The 14932-nt window shown below is 69.7% G+C and carries 15 protein-coding genes; 2 read left to right on the forward strand and 13 right to left on the reverse strand.

What is annotated here, in order from left to right; all coding sequences use genetic code 11:
* Window positions 1–2: 2 nt before the first annotated feature.
* The 6 genes from ACIQI8_RS04300 to ACIQI8_RS04325 all read right to left on the reverse strand — a co-directional run bounded on the left by ACIQI8_RS04300 (window position 3) and on the right by ACIQI8_RS04325 (window position 6151).
* Complete coding sequence (locus tag ACIQI8_RS04300) at window positions 3–923, reverse strand: VOC family protein (protein WP_402344780.1); 921 nt, start codon at window positions 921–923, stop codon at window positions 3–5.
* Between the two features lie 126 nt (window positions 924–1049).
* Window positions 1050–1961, reverse strand: a complete 912-nt coding sequence (locus ACIQI8_RS04305; RefSeq protein WP_402344782.1) for a LysR family transcriptional regulator — start codon at window positions 1959–1961, stop codon at window positions 1050–1052.
* 17 nt (window positions 1962–1978) lie between these two features.
* The gene (locus ACIQI8_RS04310; protein ID WP_402344784.1) at window positions 1979–2929 is read right to left on the reverse strand and encodes a sugar ABC transporter substrate-binding protein; all 951 of its coding nucleotides are present in this window, start codon (window positions 2927–2929) and stop codon (window positions 1979–1981) included.
* Window positions 2930–3000: 71 nt separating this feature from the next.
* A complete protein-coding gene (locus tag ACIQI8_RS04315; RefSeq protein WP_402344786.1) occupies window positions 3001–4023 on the reverse strand; it encodes an ABC transporter permease in 1023 nt (340 codons plus the stop codon).
* Window positions 4020–5549: a sugar ABC transporter ATP-binding protein gene (locus ACIQI8_RS04320; protein WP_402344788.1), complete on the reverse strand. Its 1530-nt coding sequence runs from the start codon at window positions 5547–5549 to the stop codon at window positions 4020–4022. Before ACIQI8_RS04320 ends, ACIQI8_RS04315 begins: the two co-directional genes overlap by 4 nt.
* A 38-nt stretch (window positions 5550–5587) precedes the next feature.
* Entirely contained in the window at window positions 5588–6151 is a 564-nt protein-coding gene (locus tag ACIQI8_RS04325) for a carboxymuconolactone decarboxylase family protein (protein WP_402344790.1), read from the reverse strand.
* Window positions 6152–6388: 237 nt separating this feature from the next.
* Here ACIQI8_RS04325 and ACIQI8_RS04330 point away from each other — a divergent pair, with 237 nt between their 5' ends.
* Window positions 6389–6799, forward strand: coding sequence for a cupin domain-containing protein (locus tag ACIQI8_RS04330; protein ID WP_402344792.1), 411 nt, complete (start codon window positions 6389–6391; stop codon window positions 6797–6799).
* 82 nt (window positions 6800–6881) lie between these two features.
* On the opposite strand, the gene ACIQI8_RS04335 is transcribed toward ACIQI8_RS04330, so the two are convergent.
* The 6 genes from ACIQI8_RS04335 to ACIQI8_RS04360 form a co-directional block, all read right to left on the reverse strand.
* Entirely contained in the window at window positions 6882–8222 is a 1341-nt protein-coding gene (locus tag ACIQI8_RS04335; protein ID WP_402344794.1) for an MFS transporter, read from the reverse strand.
* Window positions 8223–8310: 88 nt separating this feature from the next.
* A complete protein-coding gene (locus tag ACIQI8_RS04340; RefSeq protein ID WP_402344796.1) occupies window positions 8311–9270 on the reverse strand; it encodes a VOC family protein in 960 nt (319 codons plus the stop codon).
* Entirely contained in the window at window positions 9251–10387 is a 1137-nt protein-coding gene (locus tag ACIQI8_RS04345) for a 4-oxalomesaconate tautomerase (protein ID WP_402346674.1), read from the reverse strand. The genes ACIQI8_RS04340 and ACIQI8_RS04345 overlap by 20 nt, the downstream gene beginning before the upstream one ends.
* Before the next feature lie 26 nt (window positions 10388–10413).
* Window positions 10414–11118 (reverse strand): 4-carboxy-4-hydroxy-2-oxoadipate aldolase/oxaloacetate decarboxylase, encoded by a 705-nt coding sequence (locus tag ACIQI8_RS04350; protein WP_402344797.1) that lies wholly within the window; start codon window positions 11116–11118, stop codon window positions 10414–10416.
* A gap of 2 nt (window positions 11119–11120) precedes the next feature.
* Window positions 11121–11870: a PIG-L deacetylase family protein gene (locus ACIQI8_RS04355; protein WP_402344799.1), complete on the reverse strand. Its 750-nt coding sequence runs from the start codon at window positions 11868–11870 to the stop codon at window positions 11121–11123.
* Between the two features lie 60 nt (window positions 11871–11930).
* Entirely contained in the window at window positions 11931–12581 is a 651-nt protein-coding gene (locus ACIQI8_RS04360) for a GntR family transcriptional regulator (RefSeq protein ID WP_402344801.1), read from the reverse strand.
* 175 nt (window positions 12582–12756) lie between these two features.
* On the opposite strand from ACIQI8_RS04360, the gene ACIQI8_RS04365 reads away from it, so the two are divergent.
* Complete coding sequence (locus ACIQI8_RS04365) at window positions 12757–14226, forward strand: MFS transporter (RefSeq protein WP_402344803.1); 1470 nt, start codon at window positions 12757–12759, stop codon at window positions 14224–14226.
* A 90-nt stretch (window positions 14227–14316) separates the two neighbouring features.
* Here the strand turns inward: ACIQI8_RS04365 and ACIQI8_RS04370 are convergent, their stop codons facing one another.
* Window positions 14317–14829 (reverse strand): hypothetical protein, encoded by a 513-nt coding sequence (locus tag ACIQI8_RS04370; RefSeq protein ID WP_402344805.1) that lies wholly within the window; start codon window positions 14827–14829, stop codon window positions 14317–14319.
* Between the last annotated feature and the right edge of the window lie 103 nt (window positions 14830–14932).

Here is a 14932-nt window from a genome sequence, read left to right on the forward strand (position 1 = left end):
GGTCAGGACGGGTGCGGCTCTTCCTGGTCGCGGTTGGTGCGCAGGGCCCAGATGTGGTGGGGCGGGGCGGTCTCGTGGACGCGGGTCTCGTAGGTGTCGTCGACCCGGTCCATGTCGGCGGCGTACTCCACGCGGCCGCCGCAGGGGGCGTGCAGGAAGCGGAAGACGTTGGAGCCGATGGTGTGCCGGCCGAGCCTGCGGGCCTCCCGCCAGCCCTTGTCGATCATGTGGTTGCCGCCCTCGACGACGTCGTCGAAGCCGGGCACCTCGTAGGCGATGTGGTTGATCCCGGCCCGGTCGGGGCGGTGGCAGAGCAGCATGGTGTGCTGGTCCTCGTCGCCCGGTGCCTGCATGAAGACGCCCATGGGTTCGACAACGTCGGTCGGGCGGAAGCCGAGGAGTTCGGTGTAGAAGGCGACCGCGGCCTCCTTGCCCGGCTTGGGGATGTTCAGCGCCACGTGGCACATGCGCAGCGGGCGGACCCGCTCGATGGCCGTCAGGGCGGTGTTCCAACGGGTGACGCTGCCCAGCGCGTTGGCGGGCCGGGGGGTGACCGGTGCCGGCTTCGGGCGGGCCAGGGTCAGGCCGACTCCGAAGCCCGTCTCGTCCACGGTGTGGTGGACGCCGTCGGCGCTCTCGCGGACCTCGCGGTCCTTGGCCACGACCGCCACCAACCGCTCCAACTCCTCCCGGGTGTCGACTCCCCACACCACCTCGCGCAGGGTGGATCCGTCCTCCACCGGTGACGGCAGCAGCGGCCCTGGCACGGTGTCCAGGTGGAGGGTCTGGCCGGTGAGTGTCGCGAAGACTGCGTGTTCCTCGGTCCGCTCCAGCAGGAAGAGCCCGAAGTCGTCGAAGAACCGGACGCATTCGTCGAGATCGTCGATGCTGTAAGTGACCGATTCGATTCTCTGGATTCTCATGGATTCCTCGCTTCCGGGGTCGCCTCGTGAGCGTAGGTTCGCGCGCGCCCGCCCCTCAATGGCCTGAGCTCTACGAGGTGCGCAATCCTTTCTTGCGGTGAGCGCCCGCGGTTATCCGCGCGTCAGCTATCCGCGCATCGCGGGGATGGGATTCTGTGAGAACCACTCGGCGAGAAAGTCCAGAAAGACGCTGACCTTGCGCGGGGTGTCCTGCCCTGGACCGTAGATCGCGAACAAGGGGCGGTCCGGTACGGCCAGTTCGGGCAGCAGCACCTGCAACGCGCCGGAGACGAGGTCGTCGTAGGCCGGCCGCTGCGGGAGCAGGGCGATGCCGCGGCCGTGGACGGCGGCCTTCTGCAGGGCGATGTAGGAATTCGACGAGAACGCGATGGTGCGGATCTTGTGGAGGGTGCTCCGGTGTCCGTGACCGATGCGCCAGACCGGGTCGTTGACGTGCACGAGGCAGTCGCGGGTGGCGAGGTCGTTCGGGTGGGACAGCGGGCCCTCTTGGTCGACGTACGTCTTGGACGCGCACAGCACGAAGGGCAGGGAGGAGATCTTCTTCAGACGGACACTCGAGTCGCGCAGATCCCGGGTGTGGAATGCGATGTCGAATCCGCTGTCCAGGAAGTCATAGGTGCGGTCGGACATTCCACCGAGTTCGAAACGGACCTGGATTTTCGGATGCGCCGCGGAAAAGGCGGCTATCGCGTCGCCGAGATCGAGACTGCCGATCCATTTCGGGCAGATGATGCTCAGCATCCCCTCGGCGCGGTCGTGCAGATGCGCGATACCGGCATCCTCGGCCTCGATCTCGTCCAGAATGCGGGCGGCGAACTCCGCGTACCGCAAGCCTGGTTCGGTCAGACTCACCGAGCGCGCCGTGCGGTTCACGAGCCGGACGCCCACCTGCCGCTCCAACTCGGCGACGTGCCGTGACACCAGCGAGCCGGACGAACCCAGCTTCTTGGCGGCCCCGCTGAAACTGCCCACCTGCGCGACGGTCACGAAGCTGTGCATGAGGAGCAAGCGATCCATGTTTTCCTCCGCGCCCTCTACTTCGGGCAGTACTGAGGCGCTTCGCTCAGGTTGTCCTTGGTGACCAAGACAAGAGGAATGTTGGCAATCTTGTCAACCTTCTTGTCACCGAGGAGTCCGACGGCGTTCTTGACCGCGGTGTCCCCGATCGTCTTGGCCGAGTTGGCGACGGTCGCCGAGAACTCGCCCGCCTTCACGGCCGCGAGCCCTTCCTCGGTGCCGTTGACGGTGACGATCCTGACGTCCTTCCTGCCGGCCGCGTCGAACGCCTTGCGCACCGAGAACGCCATGTCCTCGTTGGCGACGAACGCGTAGTCCAGGTCGGGCTGGGCCTCGATCATGTTCTCGGCGACGTCCTGGGCCTTGGCCGGGTTGAACATGCCGGGCTGGTTGGCGACCACCTTGGCAGTGGCCGGCAGCGCACCCTTGAAGCCGTTGACCAGGAGGTCGGAGGCGGCGCCCGGGGCCCCGGCGACGATGCCGACCTTGACGTCCTTGCCGCCGGCGTCGTCGGCGACCCAACCGGCGTCCAGGGCACCGACCTTGCCGAGGTCGACGACGGCCGCCCCGAGGATGTCGTTCACGTCGCTGGTGGCCACCGACGTGAGGTAGATCGGGATGTCCGATGCCTTGGCCTTGGCTATGTCGCCCTTGAGGGAGTCGACGTTGACCGTCTGCACGATCAGCGCGCTCACATCGCGGGAGATCATGTCCTCGATGTTGGACAGCTCGGTACCGGCGTTCTGGTGCGAGTTGGCCGTGTAGACCTTCGCGCCCTCCGTCTTGGCCGTCTCCTCGACCGCCTTCTGCAGACAGGTGTGGAAGCTGGTGTCACCGCCGTTGACGAACCCCAGGGTGAGGTCGCCCGAGCTGCCACTGTCGCTGTCGTTGCCGCAGCCGCTCAGGACCAGGGTGGTCGTGACGGCCGTGGCGAGCAGCGCGCTGCGGGAACTGACGGTAAGTCTCATGGGGTTTCGCCTTTCAGAGGGACAGGGTCCGGAGAGACAGGAGGGATAAGTCGCCGAGGCGGCACGGCAGTTCAGTGACGCGACCTGGCGCGGGCCTTGTGCATCTCGTTGGCGACGGCCGCCACGAGCAGCACGGCGCCGACCGACACCGGCTGGTAATTGCTGGAGAAATCCAGGAGGTTGAGCGCGTTGGCGACCACGCCCAGGAGCACGAGCCCGAGGGCGGTGCCCACGACGGTGCCGGAGCCGCCGGCCAGCGAGGTGCCGCCGATCACGACCGCGGCGACGACGGCGAGTTGGAGCGACAGTCCGGCGGTGCCGCCGGGGCTGGAGGAGCCGAGCCGGGAGAGCAGCATCAGGCCGGCGAGCCCGGAAAGGGTGCCGGTGAGGCCGTAGAGCGTCAGTTTGCGGGCGGTGACGTTGATGCCGCTGAGTCGGGCCACGTGCTCGTTGCCGCCGATCGCGAAGGCGTCCCGGCCGAACACCGTGAACCGCATGACCAGGGCGGTCGCGATCAGCACGAGGACGGCGACGACCAACAGGTACGGCACACCGAGCACCTTGTCGTTGCCGAGCGCGAACATCCGGGTGCCGATGGAGATGGTGTTGCCGTCGTGCACCAGCAGGGCCACGCCGTCGAGGAGGGTGGCCGAGGCCAGCGTGGCGACGAAGGGCGCCACGTTCGTGAACGTCACCACGAGCCCGTTCACCAGCCCGATCGCCGTGCCGAGGAGCAGCGCGACCACCACCGTGTACGCCGTGGCATGGCCGCCCGCGAGCAGCTTCGCGGCGACCGCCGCGGTGACGGCGACGTTGGAGCCCATGGAGAAGTCCATGCCGCCCGCGGTCATCAGCAGCGTGAGCCCCGCGGCGAGCACCGCGTTGACGCTGATCTGGCTCAGGACGTTGATGATGTTCCGGTCGGTGGCGAACGTGTCGCTCTGCGCGGCCGTGAAGATCACGACGAGGGCGAGGACGACGATCAGTCCGGCGTGCGGTACGTCGCGCAGCGCGGCGAGCGGGAGGCGGGACCGGCGGGCTCCCTCGGGCGGGTCGGTGACCCCGGGGGCCTCGGGAAGTGTCTTGACGCTCACTGCGGTTCGCCTCCGAGGGCCGTGGCGACGAGTTCGTCGCGGGTGATGTCGGTGATGTCGTGCTCGGCGACCGTGCGGCCCGCGCTCACCACGACGACCCGGTCGGCCAGGCGCATGACCTCCTCGGCGGACGAGGAGGCGAGCAGTACGGCGACGCCCCGGGAGGCGAGGTCGTCGATGAGGGTGTGGATGTCAGCCATGGCCGCGATGTCCACGCCGTTGGTGGGGTCCTCCAGGAAGCAGGCGGCCGGGGAGGTCTCCAGCCACTTGCCGAGCAGCACCTTCTGCTGGTTGCCGCCCGACAGCGCGCTCACCGGTGGGTTGCCGGACAGCGCCCTGACGCCGTAGCTGCGCCTCAACGGGGCGGCGCGCCGGGCGAGTTGGGTACGGCGGTGCAGGCGCCGGCGCTGGAAGCGGTCGTCGGCGAGCATCAGGTTCTCGTCCAGGGAGAGTTCCGGGATCAGGCCCAGGGCGCGGCGGTCGCCGGTGACGCAGCGCAGGCCGCTGGCGAGCGAGGCGGGGACCTTGCCGAAGGGCACCGGTCGTCCCTCGACGTGGAGTTGGCCCCCGTCGGGCCGCTGCCGTCCGGACAGCAGGTCGAAGAGGCGGGACTGGGCGTCACCGGCGGGGCCGAGGACGGCCACGATCTCGCCCTTGCGGACGTCGACGGTGAAGTCCCGGATGGCCCGGCCGTGGGTCAACGCCCTTACCGAGATACCGACTTCGTCCTTGGGTTCCGGGCGTTCGGGCCGGGTGGAGACGACATCGCGGCCCACCATGGCCCGTACGAGATCGGTGTGGTCCATCTTCGACGCGGGCGCCGTGCGCACCACTCCCCCGTCCCGCAGGACCGTGAGTCGGTCGGCGACGGCCATGACCTCGTCGATGTAGTGGGAGATGTAGACGACGGCGACGCCCTCGTCCCTCAACGCCTTGACCAGGGAGCGGATTTGGTCCGCGGACTCGGCGCTCAGGCAGGCGGTCGGTTCGTCGAGGATCAGGATCCGGCCGCCGCGGCGGACCTCGCGGGCCACCTCGACCATGGTCTGTTCGGCGACGCTGAGCGAACCGGCGGTGCGTGCCACGTCGATGTCGATGCCGAGCCCGCGCAGGGCCGCGCGGGCCTCGTCGCGGACGGCCTGCCAGCGCACGGCGCGGGCCCGGGTGGGCAGGTCGCCCAGCAGCACGTTCTCGGCGACGGACAGTCCCATCACCAGTTCGCGGCGCTGCGGGACCGAGGCGATACCGAGCCGGCGCGCCCTGCGCACGGTGAGTCCGTGCTGGGCGTGTCCGTCGACCTCGATCGTGCCGCCGTCGGCCTGGTGGACCCCGGAGAGGATCTGCACGAGGGTCGACTTGCCGGCGCCGTTCATGCCCATCAGGGCGTGGATCTCGCCGGGATACAGGTCGAGGTCGACGCCCTTGAGGGCGGCGGCCCCGCCGAAGCTCTTGCGGACGCCCCGGACGCGGAGCACGGCCGCGGGCCTGTCCTGGGTGGCCGGCGCGGCCCGTTCGGCCGGTGTCACGGCGGCGCCTCCCTGCGTGCTCGGGCCGGTCAGGGAACTCACGGCTGCGGCCGGTCGGCGACGAGGGCGACCCGCCCGTGTCCGCGGATGTCGGGGAAGGGCGGTTCCTTGTCGGCCTGGAGGTCCACCTGGAAGGTGTTCAGGCACATGCCGAGCATGGTGAAGTTGCCGAGTGCGCCGACGGTGTCGACCAGGCCCTTGGAGCCGAAGTGCGCGAGGGCGGCGGCGAAGGTGTCGTCGGTGACGAAGTGCTCGTCGAGGATCTCCCGGCAGAACCGGTAAAAGACCTGGTCCGCTTCGTTGTCGAAGACGGCCTCGCGCTTCTCGGCGATGGCCTCGACCGCGGCCGCGGGGATGCCCGCCTCGATCGCCTGGTGCACATGGGCGTTCCAGGAGTACTGGGCGTCCCAGTTGCGGGCGGCCATCAGCAGCGTCAACTCGCGCAGATGCCTGGGCAGACTGCAGTCGAACCGGGCGAACGCGCCGAGCGACTCGGCCCGTTCGCACATCTCCGGGCTGTGCAGCCAGACCCGGAAGGGACCGCGGACCGCACCGCGCCGGCCGGCTATGCGGGCGGCCAGCTCCTGCTGTCGCGGATCCATTTCCTCTTCGCTCAGAACGGGGAGCCTCATCTGGCCGTACCTGCCTTTTCTTTCCGCCGCGTTTCGGGCACGGAACGGGGAACCGTCCGACGCGAGCAGACCGTACAGCCGGGTTCCGGAAGCTCAGCCCCTCCCGGACTGCAACGTAAAACTGCACGCTGGAGGGCACCCGTTCACCCGCGTGCGACCTAACGTCGGTCACCGCAGCGCCGTCCGAGGATCGGAGAGGAAGCCCGGATGACCACGATCATCAAGGTCGCGTCGGTACCGCCACTGGACCGAGGGGGTGCCGTCGTCTCGACGCCGCTGATCACCACGCCGTCGGCCGGCGGGGAGAACAGGATCACCAGCGGGATGAGCGTCTACCCGGTCGGCTCCGGCGCCCCGCTGCACTCGCACAACTGCGACGAGCACGTGACGATTCTGGAGGGCGAGGCGGAGGTGTGGGTCGACGGCGAGGTGACCAAGTTGGAGCGGTACGACACCACTTACGTGCCGTCGCCGGTCCCGCACCTCTTCCGGAACATCGGCGACGTACCGCTGCGGATCCTGTGGGTGTACTCCTCCGGCCATGTGACACGGACGTTCACGGAGACCGGGAAGACGGTGGAACACCTGTCGGACGAGGACCAGATGGGCAAGGACTGAGCGCCGCAGGGTAGTTGAGGGCGACGGACGCCGGCCCCGCATCCCGTGCGGTGGCCGGCGTCCGTCGTTCCACGGCCGGTAGTCAGTGCGCGGTGACCAGCTTCCGCTCGCTGCCGGTCAGCGCGCCGGACTTGGCGCTGCGCAGCGCCGCGATGCCGATGAAGACCATGGACGAGACACCGGCGAGCGCGAAGGCGGTGAAGCCCCAGTCGCCGTTGCCCGCGGCGAGCAACTGACCGCCCAGCCACGGTCCGAAGACGGCGCCGAAGCGGCCCATGCCAGAGGTCCAGCCGACGGCGGTGGCGCGGTAGTCGGGTGTGGAGCGGATCGAGACGGTCGCGTAGATCATCGTCTGGGCGCTGTTGAGGAAGACGCCGGTGAGGAAGACGACCAGCATCGTCACGGCCTGCGCCATGTGGACGCCGAGCAGGAAGACGCCGACTGCCGTGAGGGCGAACCAGATCGCCGAGATGCGCGGAGCGCCGAAGCGGTCGGCGGCGCGCCCCGCGACGAGCATGCCCACGATGCCGCCGAGGTTGAAGACGACGACGAAGGTCAGGGCGTTGGCCAGCTCGTAGCCCTCGGCGCGCATCAGGGTGGGCAGCCAGGTGGCGACGCCGTAGACCAGCAGCAGTCCGCCGAAGGAGGCCAGCCAGTACAGCAGGGTCTGGATCCACTCGCCGCCGCGGAACAGGCCGACCAGGGCGTCCCAGCGGTCCGCGGCGGTCTTCTTGCCTGCCGCGGCCGGGAGTTGGACGTCGTAACGGGTGGCGAGTTCGCGGGACTCGTCAGCGCGTCCCTTGGCGACCAGGAAGCTCAGCGACTCGGGCAGGAACTTCGCGAGCACCGGCGCGAAGACCAGCGGGACCACGCACACCCAGAAGGCGGCGCGCCAACCGACCGGATCCACCAGCCACTTGGCGACGTAGGCGGAGAGGATGCCGCCCGCGTGGTGGGCGGTCATCAGCATGCCGATGGTGATGGCCGTGCGACCGCGCGGGGCGTAGTCGGAGACCATGCTGATCGCGGTCGGCAGCAGACCGCCGAGGCCGACGCCCGCGAGGGTCCGGCCCAGGCCGAAGACCTCGATGCTGCCGGAGACCGCACAGATCCCGGAGGCCAGCGAGAAGAGCGTCACGCAGCCGACCATCAGCTTCTTGCGGCCGATCCGGTCCGCGACGGTGCCCGCGGTCAGCGCGCCGACCAGCATGCCGAAGGTCGCGTAGCTGCCGAGGTCGCCGGCCTGGTCGGCGGTGAGCCCGAAGGTCTTCGTCTCCAGCAGGTGCGGCAGCACCGAGCCGTAGATGAACATGTCGAGCCCGTCGAAGAGCACGGCCAGCCAGCACAGGCCGACGACGATCAGCGCGAGTCTGCTCGCGCGGGCGGGCGAAGGGGACAGGGAGGGGGACGGGGAGGAGGACATCGTTGGTTACCTCTCGTGCTTGGTGCGCTAGACGCTAAGGAGCCACCCCCCGAACAGTCAACATTTTTGTCAACAATCTCATCGACAATCATTCCGGGTCGCCGACTGTCGGCGTCCCGTGCGTGTGGAAGGACTCGATGGTCTTCAGGCCCCACGCCTGCCCCTTCTTCCGCTCCTCCTCGGTCCAGGTGATCAGCGGCCAGTCGGGCGCCAGGACGAGCCGGGTGAGCGGGTTGCACAGCTCGATCCGGTTGCCGCCCGGCTCGTAGACGTAGAGGAAGAACGTCTGCTGGATGGCGTGCTTGTGCGGGCCCGTCTCGATGAACACGCCTGTGTCGATGGCGAGATCGGCCGCGCGCAGGATGTCCTCGCGGGTGTCGGTCGCGAAGGCGATGTGGTGCAGCCGGCCGGTCGAACCGGTCCAGTCCTCGGTGTAGACGACGTCGTAGGACTTGTTCGTGTACGTCAGCCAACGCGCCGCGATCCGCCCGCTGTCGAGCCGGATCTGCTCCGTCGGCCGGGCACCCAGCACATGTTGCTGGAACTCGGCACTGGACAGCACGTCCGCGGCGAGGAAGTTGATGTGGTCCAGCCGGCGGACTCCGACGCCCCGGTTGGGCTTGGCCTGCGGCTGGTTCTTCAGCGCGGGCTTCAGCCCGTCGGGCGCCCGGTAGTACTCGCTCTCCCAGTACAGGGCGTGCTCGTGGCCGTCCGGGTCGGTGGTGACGTACAGCTTGCCGAGACCGGGTTCGTCCTCGACCCACCTGCCGGTGCCGCCCGCCTCCTCGACCGCCTTGATACGGCGTTGAAGGGCCTCCTCGCTGGAGGTGCGCAGCGCGAGCCGCCCGAGGCCGGGCCGTTCACGGGCGGTGAGGACCAGGCTGTGGTGCTCGTAGTCGTCGTAGGTCCGGAGGTGGACGGTGTCGCCGTCCTCGCCGTTGACGGTGAGTCCGAGATAGTCGGTGAAGAAGGCGACGCTCGCGTCCAGGTCCGGAGTGAAGAGCTGGGTGTGGCCGATATGGGCGATGTCACCGAGCGGCGGAGCCATCGTTGTCTCCAAGGGGTTGTAGGGGTGCGGGAGTTGGGGCGGCGGGTCGAGCGAAGACCGTGCCGTCGAAGATCTTTCGTGCGGTACGTACGACCGCGGTTCTGCGGACCACGGGAGCGGAACCTTCGGATCCGGCGTCCACGCTGGTCTCGATGTCCAGGAATCCGCTGGGATGCTCGATGCGCATTCGGACACTTCGCACGGAGGCATCCCCTGATGCAGAGACCTCCGTGGGTGCGGGGATCTCGCCGATCCCCTCCCCCACCCCGCCCGGCACCAGCAGCCCCGCCGCCACGCTCGCGGCGCCCAGGACGCCGATCGACGTGTGGCAGCGGACCGGGATGAAGGTGCGGGTCATGACGGCCCCGCCGCCCGTGGGCGGCGCCAGCAGGCTGAGCTTGGGCACAGTCGCGCCTTCGACGTCACCGAGGCCCATCAGCTTGCCCGCCTCCAGGCGGATCTCCCGGAGGCGGTCGGCGAGGGTGAGGTCCTCCTCCAGGTCCTTGGGCGCCTCGTAGCCGGTGACGTCGAGCGCGGCGGCCGGGATCAGGACGACCGGCATGCCGTTGTCCACGCAGGTCACCTCGGTGCCGGCGATCACGTCACGGACATGGCCCGTGGGCAGCAACTGGCCGCTGCCCTGCGGGAATTCGATCACCACCGGCGCCGCGGTGCCGGGGACGCCGGATATCTCCGCGGTGCCGGTGTAGTCGACCCGCCCGCCCGGCGTGGGGAAGCGCGCGATCGCGAGTTCCCCGGTGTTGAGCATGCGGATGCGGACGGACGTCTCCCCGTCTCCGGGGGCCACGAGCCCCCGCTCGACGGCGAACGGGCCTGTGCCGGCAAGGATGTTGCCGCAGTTCTGCCGGTCGGTGACTTCAGAGCGGTCCACGGCGACCTGGAGGAACAGGTAGTCGACGTCGGCCTCGGGGTCGGCCGAGCCGGAGACGACGGCCACCTTGCTGGTCAGCGGGTGGGCGCCGCCCAGGCCGTCGATCTGGCGCGGGTCGGGGCTGCCCATGACGCGCAGCAGCAGGTCGTCGCGCTCGGCGGGGTCCGTCGGCAGGTCCTCGGCGAGGAAGTAGGCGCCCTTGGAGGTGCCGCCGCGCATCAGCATGCAGCGGACCTCCTCGGGCCCGCCGGTCACGGCCGCTCCCCCGCGTACTCCTCGTAGGTCCTGTACTCGACGCCGAGCCGCTTCAGCGTCTCCCGCAACCCGTAGCGGTCCAGGCCCAGTTGGCCTTCGAGGAAGGCGGCGCGGGTGGCGGCCTCCTTGGCCTCGCGGGCCTTCGACCTCTCCGCCGTCTCGCGGGCCTGCTCGCGCGGTACGACCACCACGCCGTCGTCGTCGGCGACGATGACGTCTCCGGGGCGGACGACCTGGCCGTCGATGGCGATGGGCACGTTGACCGAGCCGCCGGTGGCCTTGACGGTGCCCTGCGAGGAGACGGCGCGGGACCAGGCGGGGAAGCCCATGTCGCGCAGTTCCTGGGTGTCGCGGATGCCCGTGTTGAGGACGACGCCACGCACCCCGCGGTGGTGCAGCGCGGTGGCGAACAGCTCGCCGAACAGGCCGTCCGTGCACGGGGAGGTGGTGGTGACGACGAGGATGTCGCCCTCGCCGCACTGCTCCACGGCCGCGTGGATCATGAGGTTGTCGCCGGGCCAGCCGAGCACGGTGACCGCGGTGCCCGCGACCCGAACTCCCTGCTGGACAGGGCGAATCGACGGTCCCAGCAGACCGGTGCGGCCCATCGCCTCGCTGATGGTGGCCACGCCGAAGCCGGCCAGCGCGTCGACGTCCTTCGCGTCCGCCTTCGGCGGGTTGGTGACGATCACACCGCCCATGGCTATGCCAGCTCCTTCGCGATCTGCGGGAACGGCCGCATGTAGGCCTCGGCCATGGTGGTGTGGGCGAGTCCCAGGTTCGGGCCCGCGTTGCGCTTGAGCTGGACGCCTCGGCGGACGGCGAGGTCGGTGTAGTAGGCCCAGAGGTGCTGTTGGGCGCCCAGGCACTCCATCGCCTTGCGTTTGGTGTCCCACACCTCGGTGATGTCGAGCAGGACCTCGGGCTTGAAGCCGCTCATCTCCGGCTGGTGCGGCTCGAAGCAGAAGACGGGCGGGGCGCCGATGATGTCGCCCTCGCCCGGGTAGCCGATGGCCTGCGCGAGGATGCGGGCCTCCAGCGCCATCCGGTTGGCGGCCGGGTGGTCGCCGTTGTACGGGTCCTCGGCCGGATGGGTGAGCACCACGTCCGGCTGGGTCTCGCGGTAGACGGCGACGAGCCGGTCGGTCAACTCGGCGGTGGCGACCAGCGGATAGTCGCCCGCGTCGAAGAAGCGGACCTCGGCGCCCAGGGCGGCGGCGGCCCGCTCGGCCTCGTCCCGGCGGATCGCCTTGATCTCCGCCAGCTGCTTGCCCTCCCGCCACGCCTTGGCGGACTCACCGCGTTCGCCGAAGGTCAGACACACGACGGTGACCTTCTCCCCGCGGGCGGCGGCCAGGGCGATGGCGCCGCCCGCCCGCCACACGAAATCCCCGGCGTGCGCCGTGACGACGAGCGTGGATCGTGGGGTGGCGGGCGCGTTGGCCTGGGTCATTGCTCGAATCTCCTTGTGGACAGGTGGGCGCCCACCCCCCGTGCGTGTCCTCGGCGCGAATCAGTCGCGCAACGCCTCGATCACGCTCATGAGATGGGCGCGGACGGCCGCCTCGGCCGCCTGCGGATCCCTGGACCTGATCGTCTCGATCATCGCCAGATGCTCGTTCAGGGAGTGCTGCGGACGCCCCGGCCGCAACGCCAACTGGAAGCGGTGCCGCACCAGTTGGGCGTTGAGCCGCTCCAGCAGATCCACGGCCGTCGCCTGGCCCGAGTACTCCCGGACCTTGGTGTGCAGCTCCTGGTTGAGCTCGGAGTAGGTCACCGGCTCACCGTCGGCCACGGCCTTGGTCATCGCCGTGCCCAGCACCGTGAGTTCGTCGAGCTGCTCGTCGCTGGCCAGGGTGGCGGCCTTGGCCGCGCACAGGCCTTCGAGGGCCATGCGGCACTCGGTGATGGCGACCGCTTCCTCCACGGTCACCACCCGCACCCGCGAACCCCGGTTGCGGATCCGTTCGACCAGCCCCTGGGACTCCAGGTCGATGAGTGCCGCACGGATGCTGGCCCGGGTCACACCGAACTGCTCGGCGAGCTCGTTCTCCACCAGTCGCTGTGCCGGTGCCATCTCGCCGTGCAGGATCGCCTGCCGCAGCTGCGCGAGCGCGTGCTGCTTGGCCTGCTCCCCGGTGCTCGGACGGGCTTCCTTGAGCATCGTGCCCTCCCTGAGTGAGTGCCTGTCGAACCTAAATCTAGCCAAACAAGATTGTCAACAATTTTGTCTGCCGTATTGCCCGCAGCCTCTCGACATGCCATCCACTTGCTTAAGTCAATCAATCCTGTTTATGCTTGCGTAAGTCAAGCAAAAAACTCCTGCCGGAGGCACAGCCATGTCCGACGCCCTGACCCGACCCGCCGACGCGGGGACAGCCGCGCCGCCGAAGCCGAACGCCGTGGTGGCGGTCCTTGCTCTCGCCGGAATCGTCGTCTCGCTGATGCAGACCCTGGTCATCCCGATCGTCCCGGAGCTGCCCACGCTGCTGCACGCCTCCGCCTCCAACACCGCCTGGGCGGTCACCGCCACCCTGCTGGCGGCGGCGGTGGCGACGCCCGTCGTCGGACGCCTCGGCGACATGATCGGCAAGCGGCGCATGCTGCTGGTCAGCATCGTCCTGCTGGTCTCCGGCTCCGTGGTCTGCGCGCTGGCCGACTCGCTCGTACCGATGATCATCGGTCGCGCGCTGCAGGGCCTCTCGGCCGCCGTGGTGCCGCTGGGCATCAGCATCATGCGGGACGCACTGCCCGCCGACCGGCTGGCGGGTTCCACCGCGTTGATGAGCGCCTCGCTCGGCGTGGGCGGTGCGCTGGGGCTGCCGACGGCCGCGTTCATCGCCGACAAGTGGGACTGGCACATCCTGTTCTGGGCCTCGGCGGTGCTGGGTGCCGTCGCCTTCGTGATGGTGCTGCTGATCGTGCCCGAGTCCAAGGTGCGCACCCGTGGCCGCTTCGACCTGGTCGGTTCGCTCGGGCTCTCCGCGGGTCTGCTCTCCCTGCTGCTCGCCGTCTCCAAGGGCGGTGACTGGGGCTGGACTTCGGGCACCACTGTCGGCCTGGGCGCCGCGGCCGTGCTGATCCTGCCGGCCTGGGGCTGGTGGGAGCTGCGTGCCGGGCAGCCGCTGGTCGACCTGCGGACGACCGCCAGGCCGCAGGTGCTGTTCACCAACCTGGCCTCGGTCGCGCTCGGCTTCTCGATGTTCGCGATGTCCCTGGTGCTGCCCCAGCTGTTGCAGCTGCCCGAGCAGACCGGCTACGGCCTCGGCAAGTCGATGCTGACCGTCGGACTGGTGCTCGCCCCGCAAGGCCTGGTCATGATGGCCCTGTCCGCCGTGTCCGCACGGGTCACCAAGGCCAAGGGCCCCAAGATCACCCTCATGATCGGCGCGCTGATCGTCGCGTCGGGCTACGCCCTCAACATCGTGCTGATGAGCGAGGTCTGGCACCTCATCCTGGTCTCCTGCATCATCGGCGCCGGCGTCGGCTTCACCTACGGCGCCATGCCCGCCCTGATCATGGGCGCGGTCGACCCCTCCCAGACCGGTGCCGCCAACAGTCTCAACACCCTGATGCGCTCCCTGGGCACCAGCCTCGCCAGCGCCCTCGCCGGCGTCATCCTGGCCCGGATGACCACCGACTTCGGCGGACACGCCCTCCCGTCGGAGAGCGGCTTCAAGGTCGTCATGGCCATCGGCGCCGGCGCCGCCCTGCTCGCCTTTCTCGTCGCCTCCTTCATCCCGCGCCGGCAGGCCCCGGCGGCGCCCGAGTCGGAAGACCGCCCCGAGGCCGTCACGGCGACGGCCTGACACCTCAACCACCACTCCACCGACGGCCGTTGTCCGCTGCTGCGGGTGGCGGCCGTCCGTCGCGCCCGGGCAACTCATGCCGTTCGCGGGCTACTTGATGACCGCGTTGGCCACCACCACGACCACCCCCAGCAGCGCGTCCACCGCCCCGATGGCCACGGCGACGGGCCAACTCCGGTGCGACCACCGGGCCGTCACCAGGCCCAGCGTGAACAGCAGCACGATGTTCAGGGCGAACGCCGCGTACTCCACGTCGTCCGCCGGCCACCACCCCCAGCCCGCTCCGGCGAGCACCAGCACCGTCGGCAGCACCGCCGTGACCAGGGGCCACTCGTCGGCGAGGACGCGCAGGGCGTCCCCGCGGCGGTGCGGGGCGCGCTCGGCGATGTAGTGGGCGTAGCCGTGCGCGAGAGCGGAGGCGGCCGCGGTCACCAACAGCCAGGCGGCGTCGTAGAGGCGGCTGTCCTGGGAGGTGTGGCCGTACTGGGTGAGCGCCGCGACCATCGAGCAGGCCAGTACGGAGCCGTAGACACCGCCGAAGAGGATCATCTCGCGCGTGTCGTGCTGTCGCGGCGCGGGGACGGCCGTCGTGGAGTCCGTCATGCCATCGACGATCACCCGGCCCGGGCCGCCGCGCCAGCCGGGGCCGCCCGACGAAGTGTCCTCCCACCTGGGCCGATACCGCACACACTGTCCACGCCCGGTC

It is taken from the genome of Streptomyces sp. NPDC092369, from assembly GCF_044755245.1.
GTDB lineage: Bacteria > Actinomycetota > Actinomycetes > Streptomycetales > Streptomycetaceae > Streptomyces.

Coding starts and splice junctions, on each gene's coding strand:
- ACIQI8_RS04300 (WP_402344780.1), bottom strand. CDS start 923: ATGAGAATCCAGAGAATCGAATCGGTCACTTACAGCATCGACGATCTC.
- ACIQI8_RS04305 (WP_402344782.1), bottom strand. CDS start 1,961: ATGGATCGCTTGCTCCTCATGCACAGCTTCGTGACCGTCGCGCAGGTG.
- ACIQI8_RS04310 (WP_402344784.1), bottom strand. CDS start 2,929: ATGAGACTTACCGTCAGTTCCCGCAGCGCGCTGCTCGCCACGGCCGTC.
- ACIQI8_RS04325 (WP_402344790.1), bottom strand. CDS start 6,151: ATGGATCCGCGACAGCAGGAGCTGGCCGCCCGCATAGCCGGCCGGCGC.
- ACIQI8_RS04330 (WP_402344792.1), top strand. CDS start 6,389: ATGACCACGATCATCAAGGTCGCGTCGGTACCGCCACTGGACCGAGGG.
- ACIQI8_RS04335 (WP_402344794.1), bottom strand. CDS start 8,222: ATGTCCTCCTCCCCGTCCCCCTCCCTGTCCCCTTCGCCCGCCCGCGCG.
- ACIQI8_RS04340 (WP_402344796.1), bottom strand. CDS start 9,270: ATGGCTCCGCCGCTCGGTGACATCGCCCATATCGGCCACACCCAGCTC.
- ACIQI8_RS04345 (WP_402346674.1), bottom strand. CDS start 10,387: ATGCTGATGCGCGGCGGCACCTCCAAGGGCGCCTACTTCCTCGCCGAG.
- ACIQI8_RS04350 (WP_402344797.1), bottom strand. CDS start 11,118: ATGGGCGGTGTGATCGTCACCAACCCGCCGAAGGCGGACGCGAAGGAC.
- ACIQI8_RS04355 (WP_402344799.1), bottom strand. CDS start 11,870: ATGACCCAGGCCAACGCGCCCGCCACCCCACGATCCACGCTCGTCGTC.
- ACIQI8_RS04360 (WP_402344801.1), bottom strand. CDS start 12,581: ATGCTCAAGGAAGCCCGTCCGAGCACCGGGGAGCAGGCCAAGCAGCAC.
- ACIQI8_RS04365 (WP_402344803.1), top strand. CDS start 12,757: ATGTCCGACGCCCTGACCCGACCCGCCGACGCGGGGACAGCCGCGCCG.
- ACIQI8_RS04370 (WP_402344805.1), bottom strand. CDS start 14,829: ATGACGGACTCCACGACGGCCGTCCCCGCGCCGCGACAGCACGACACG.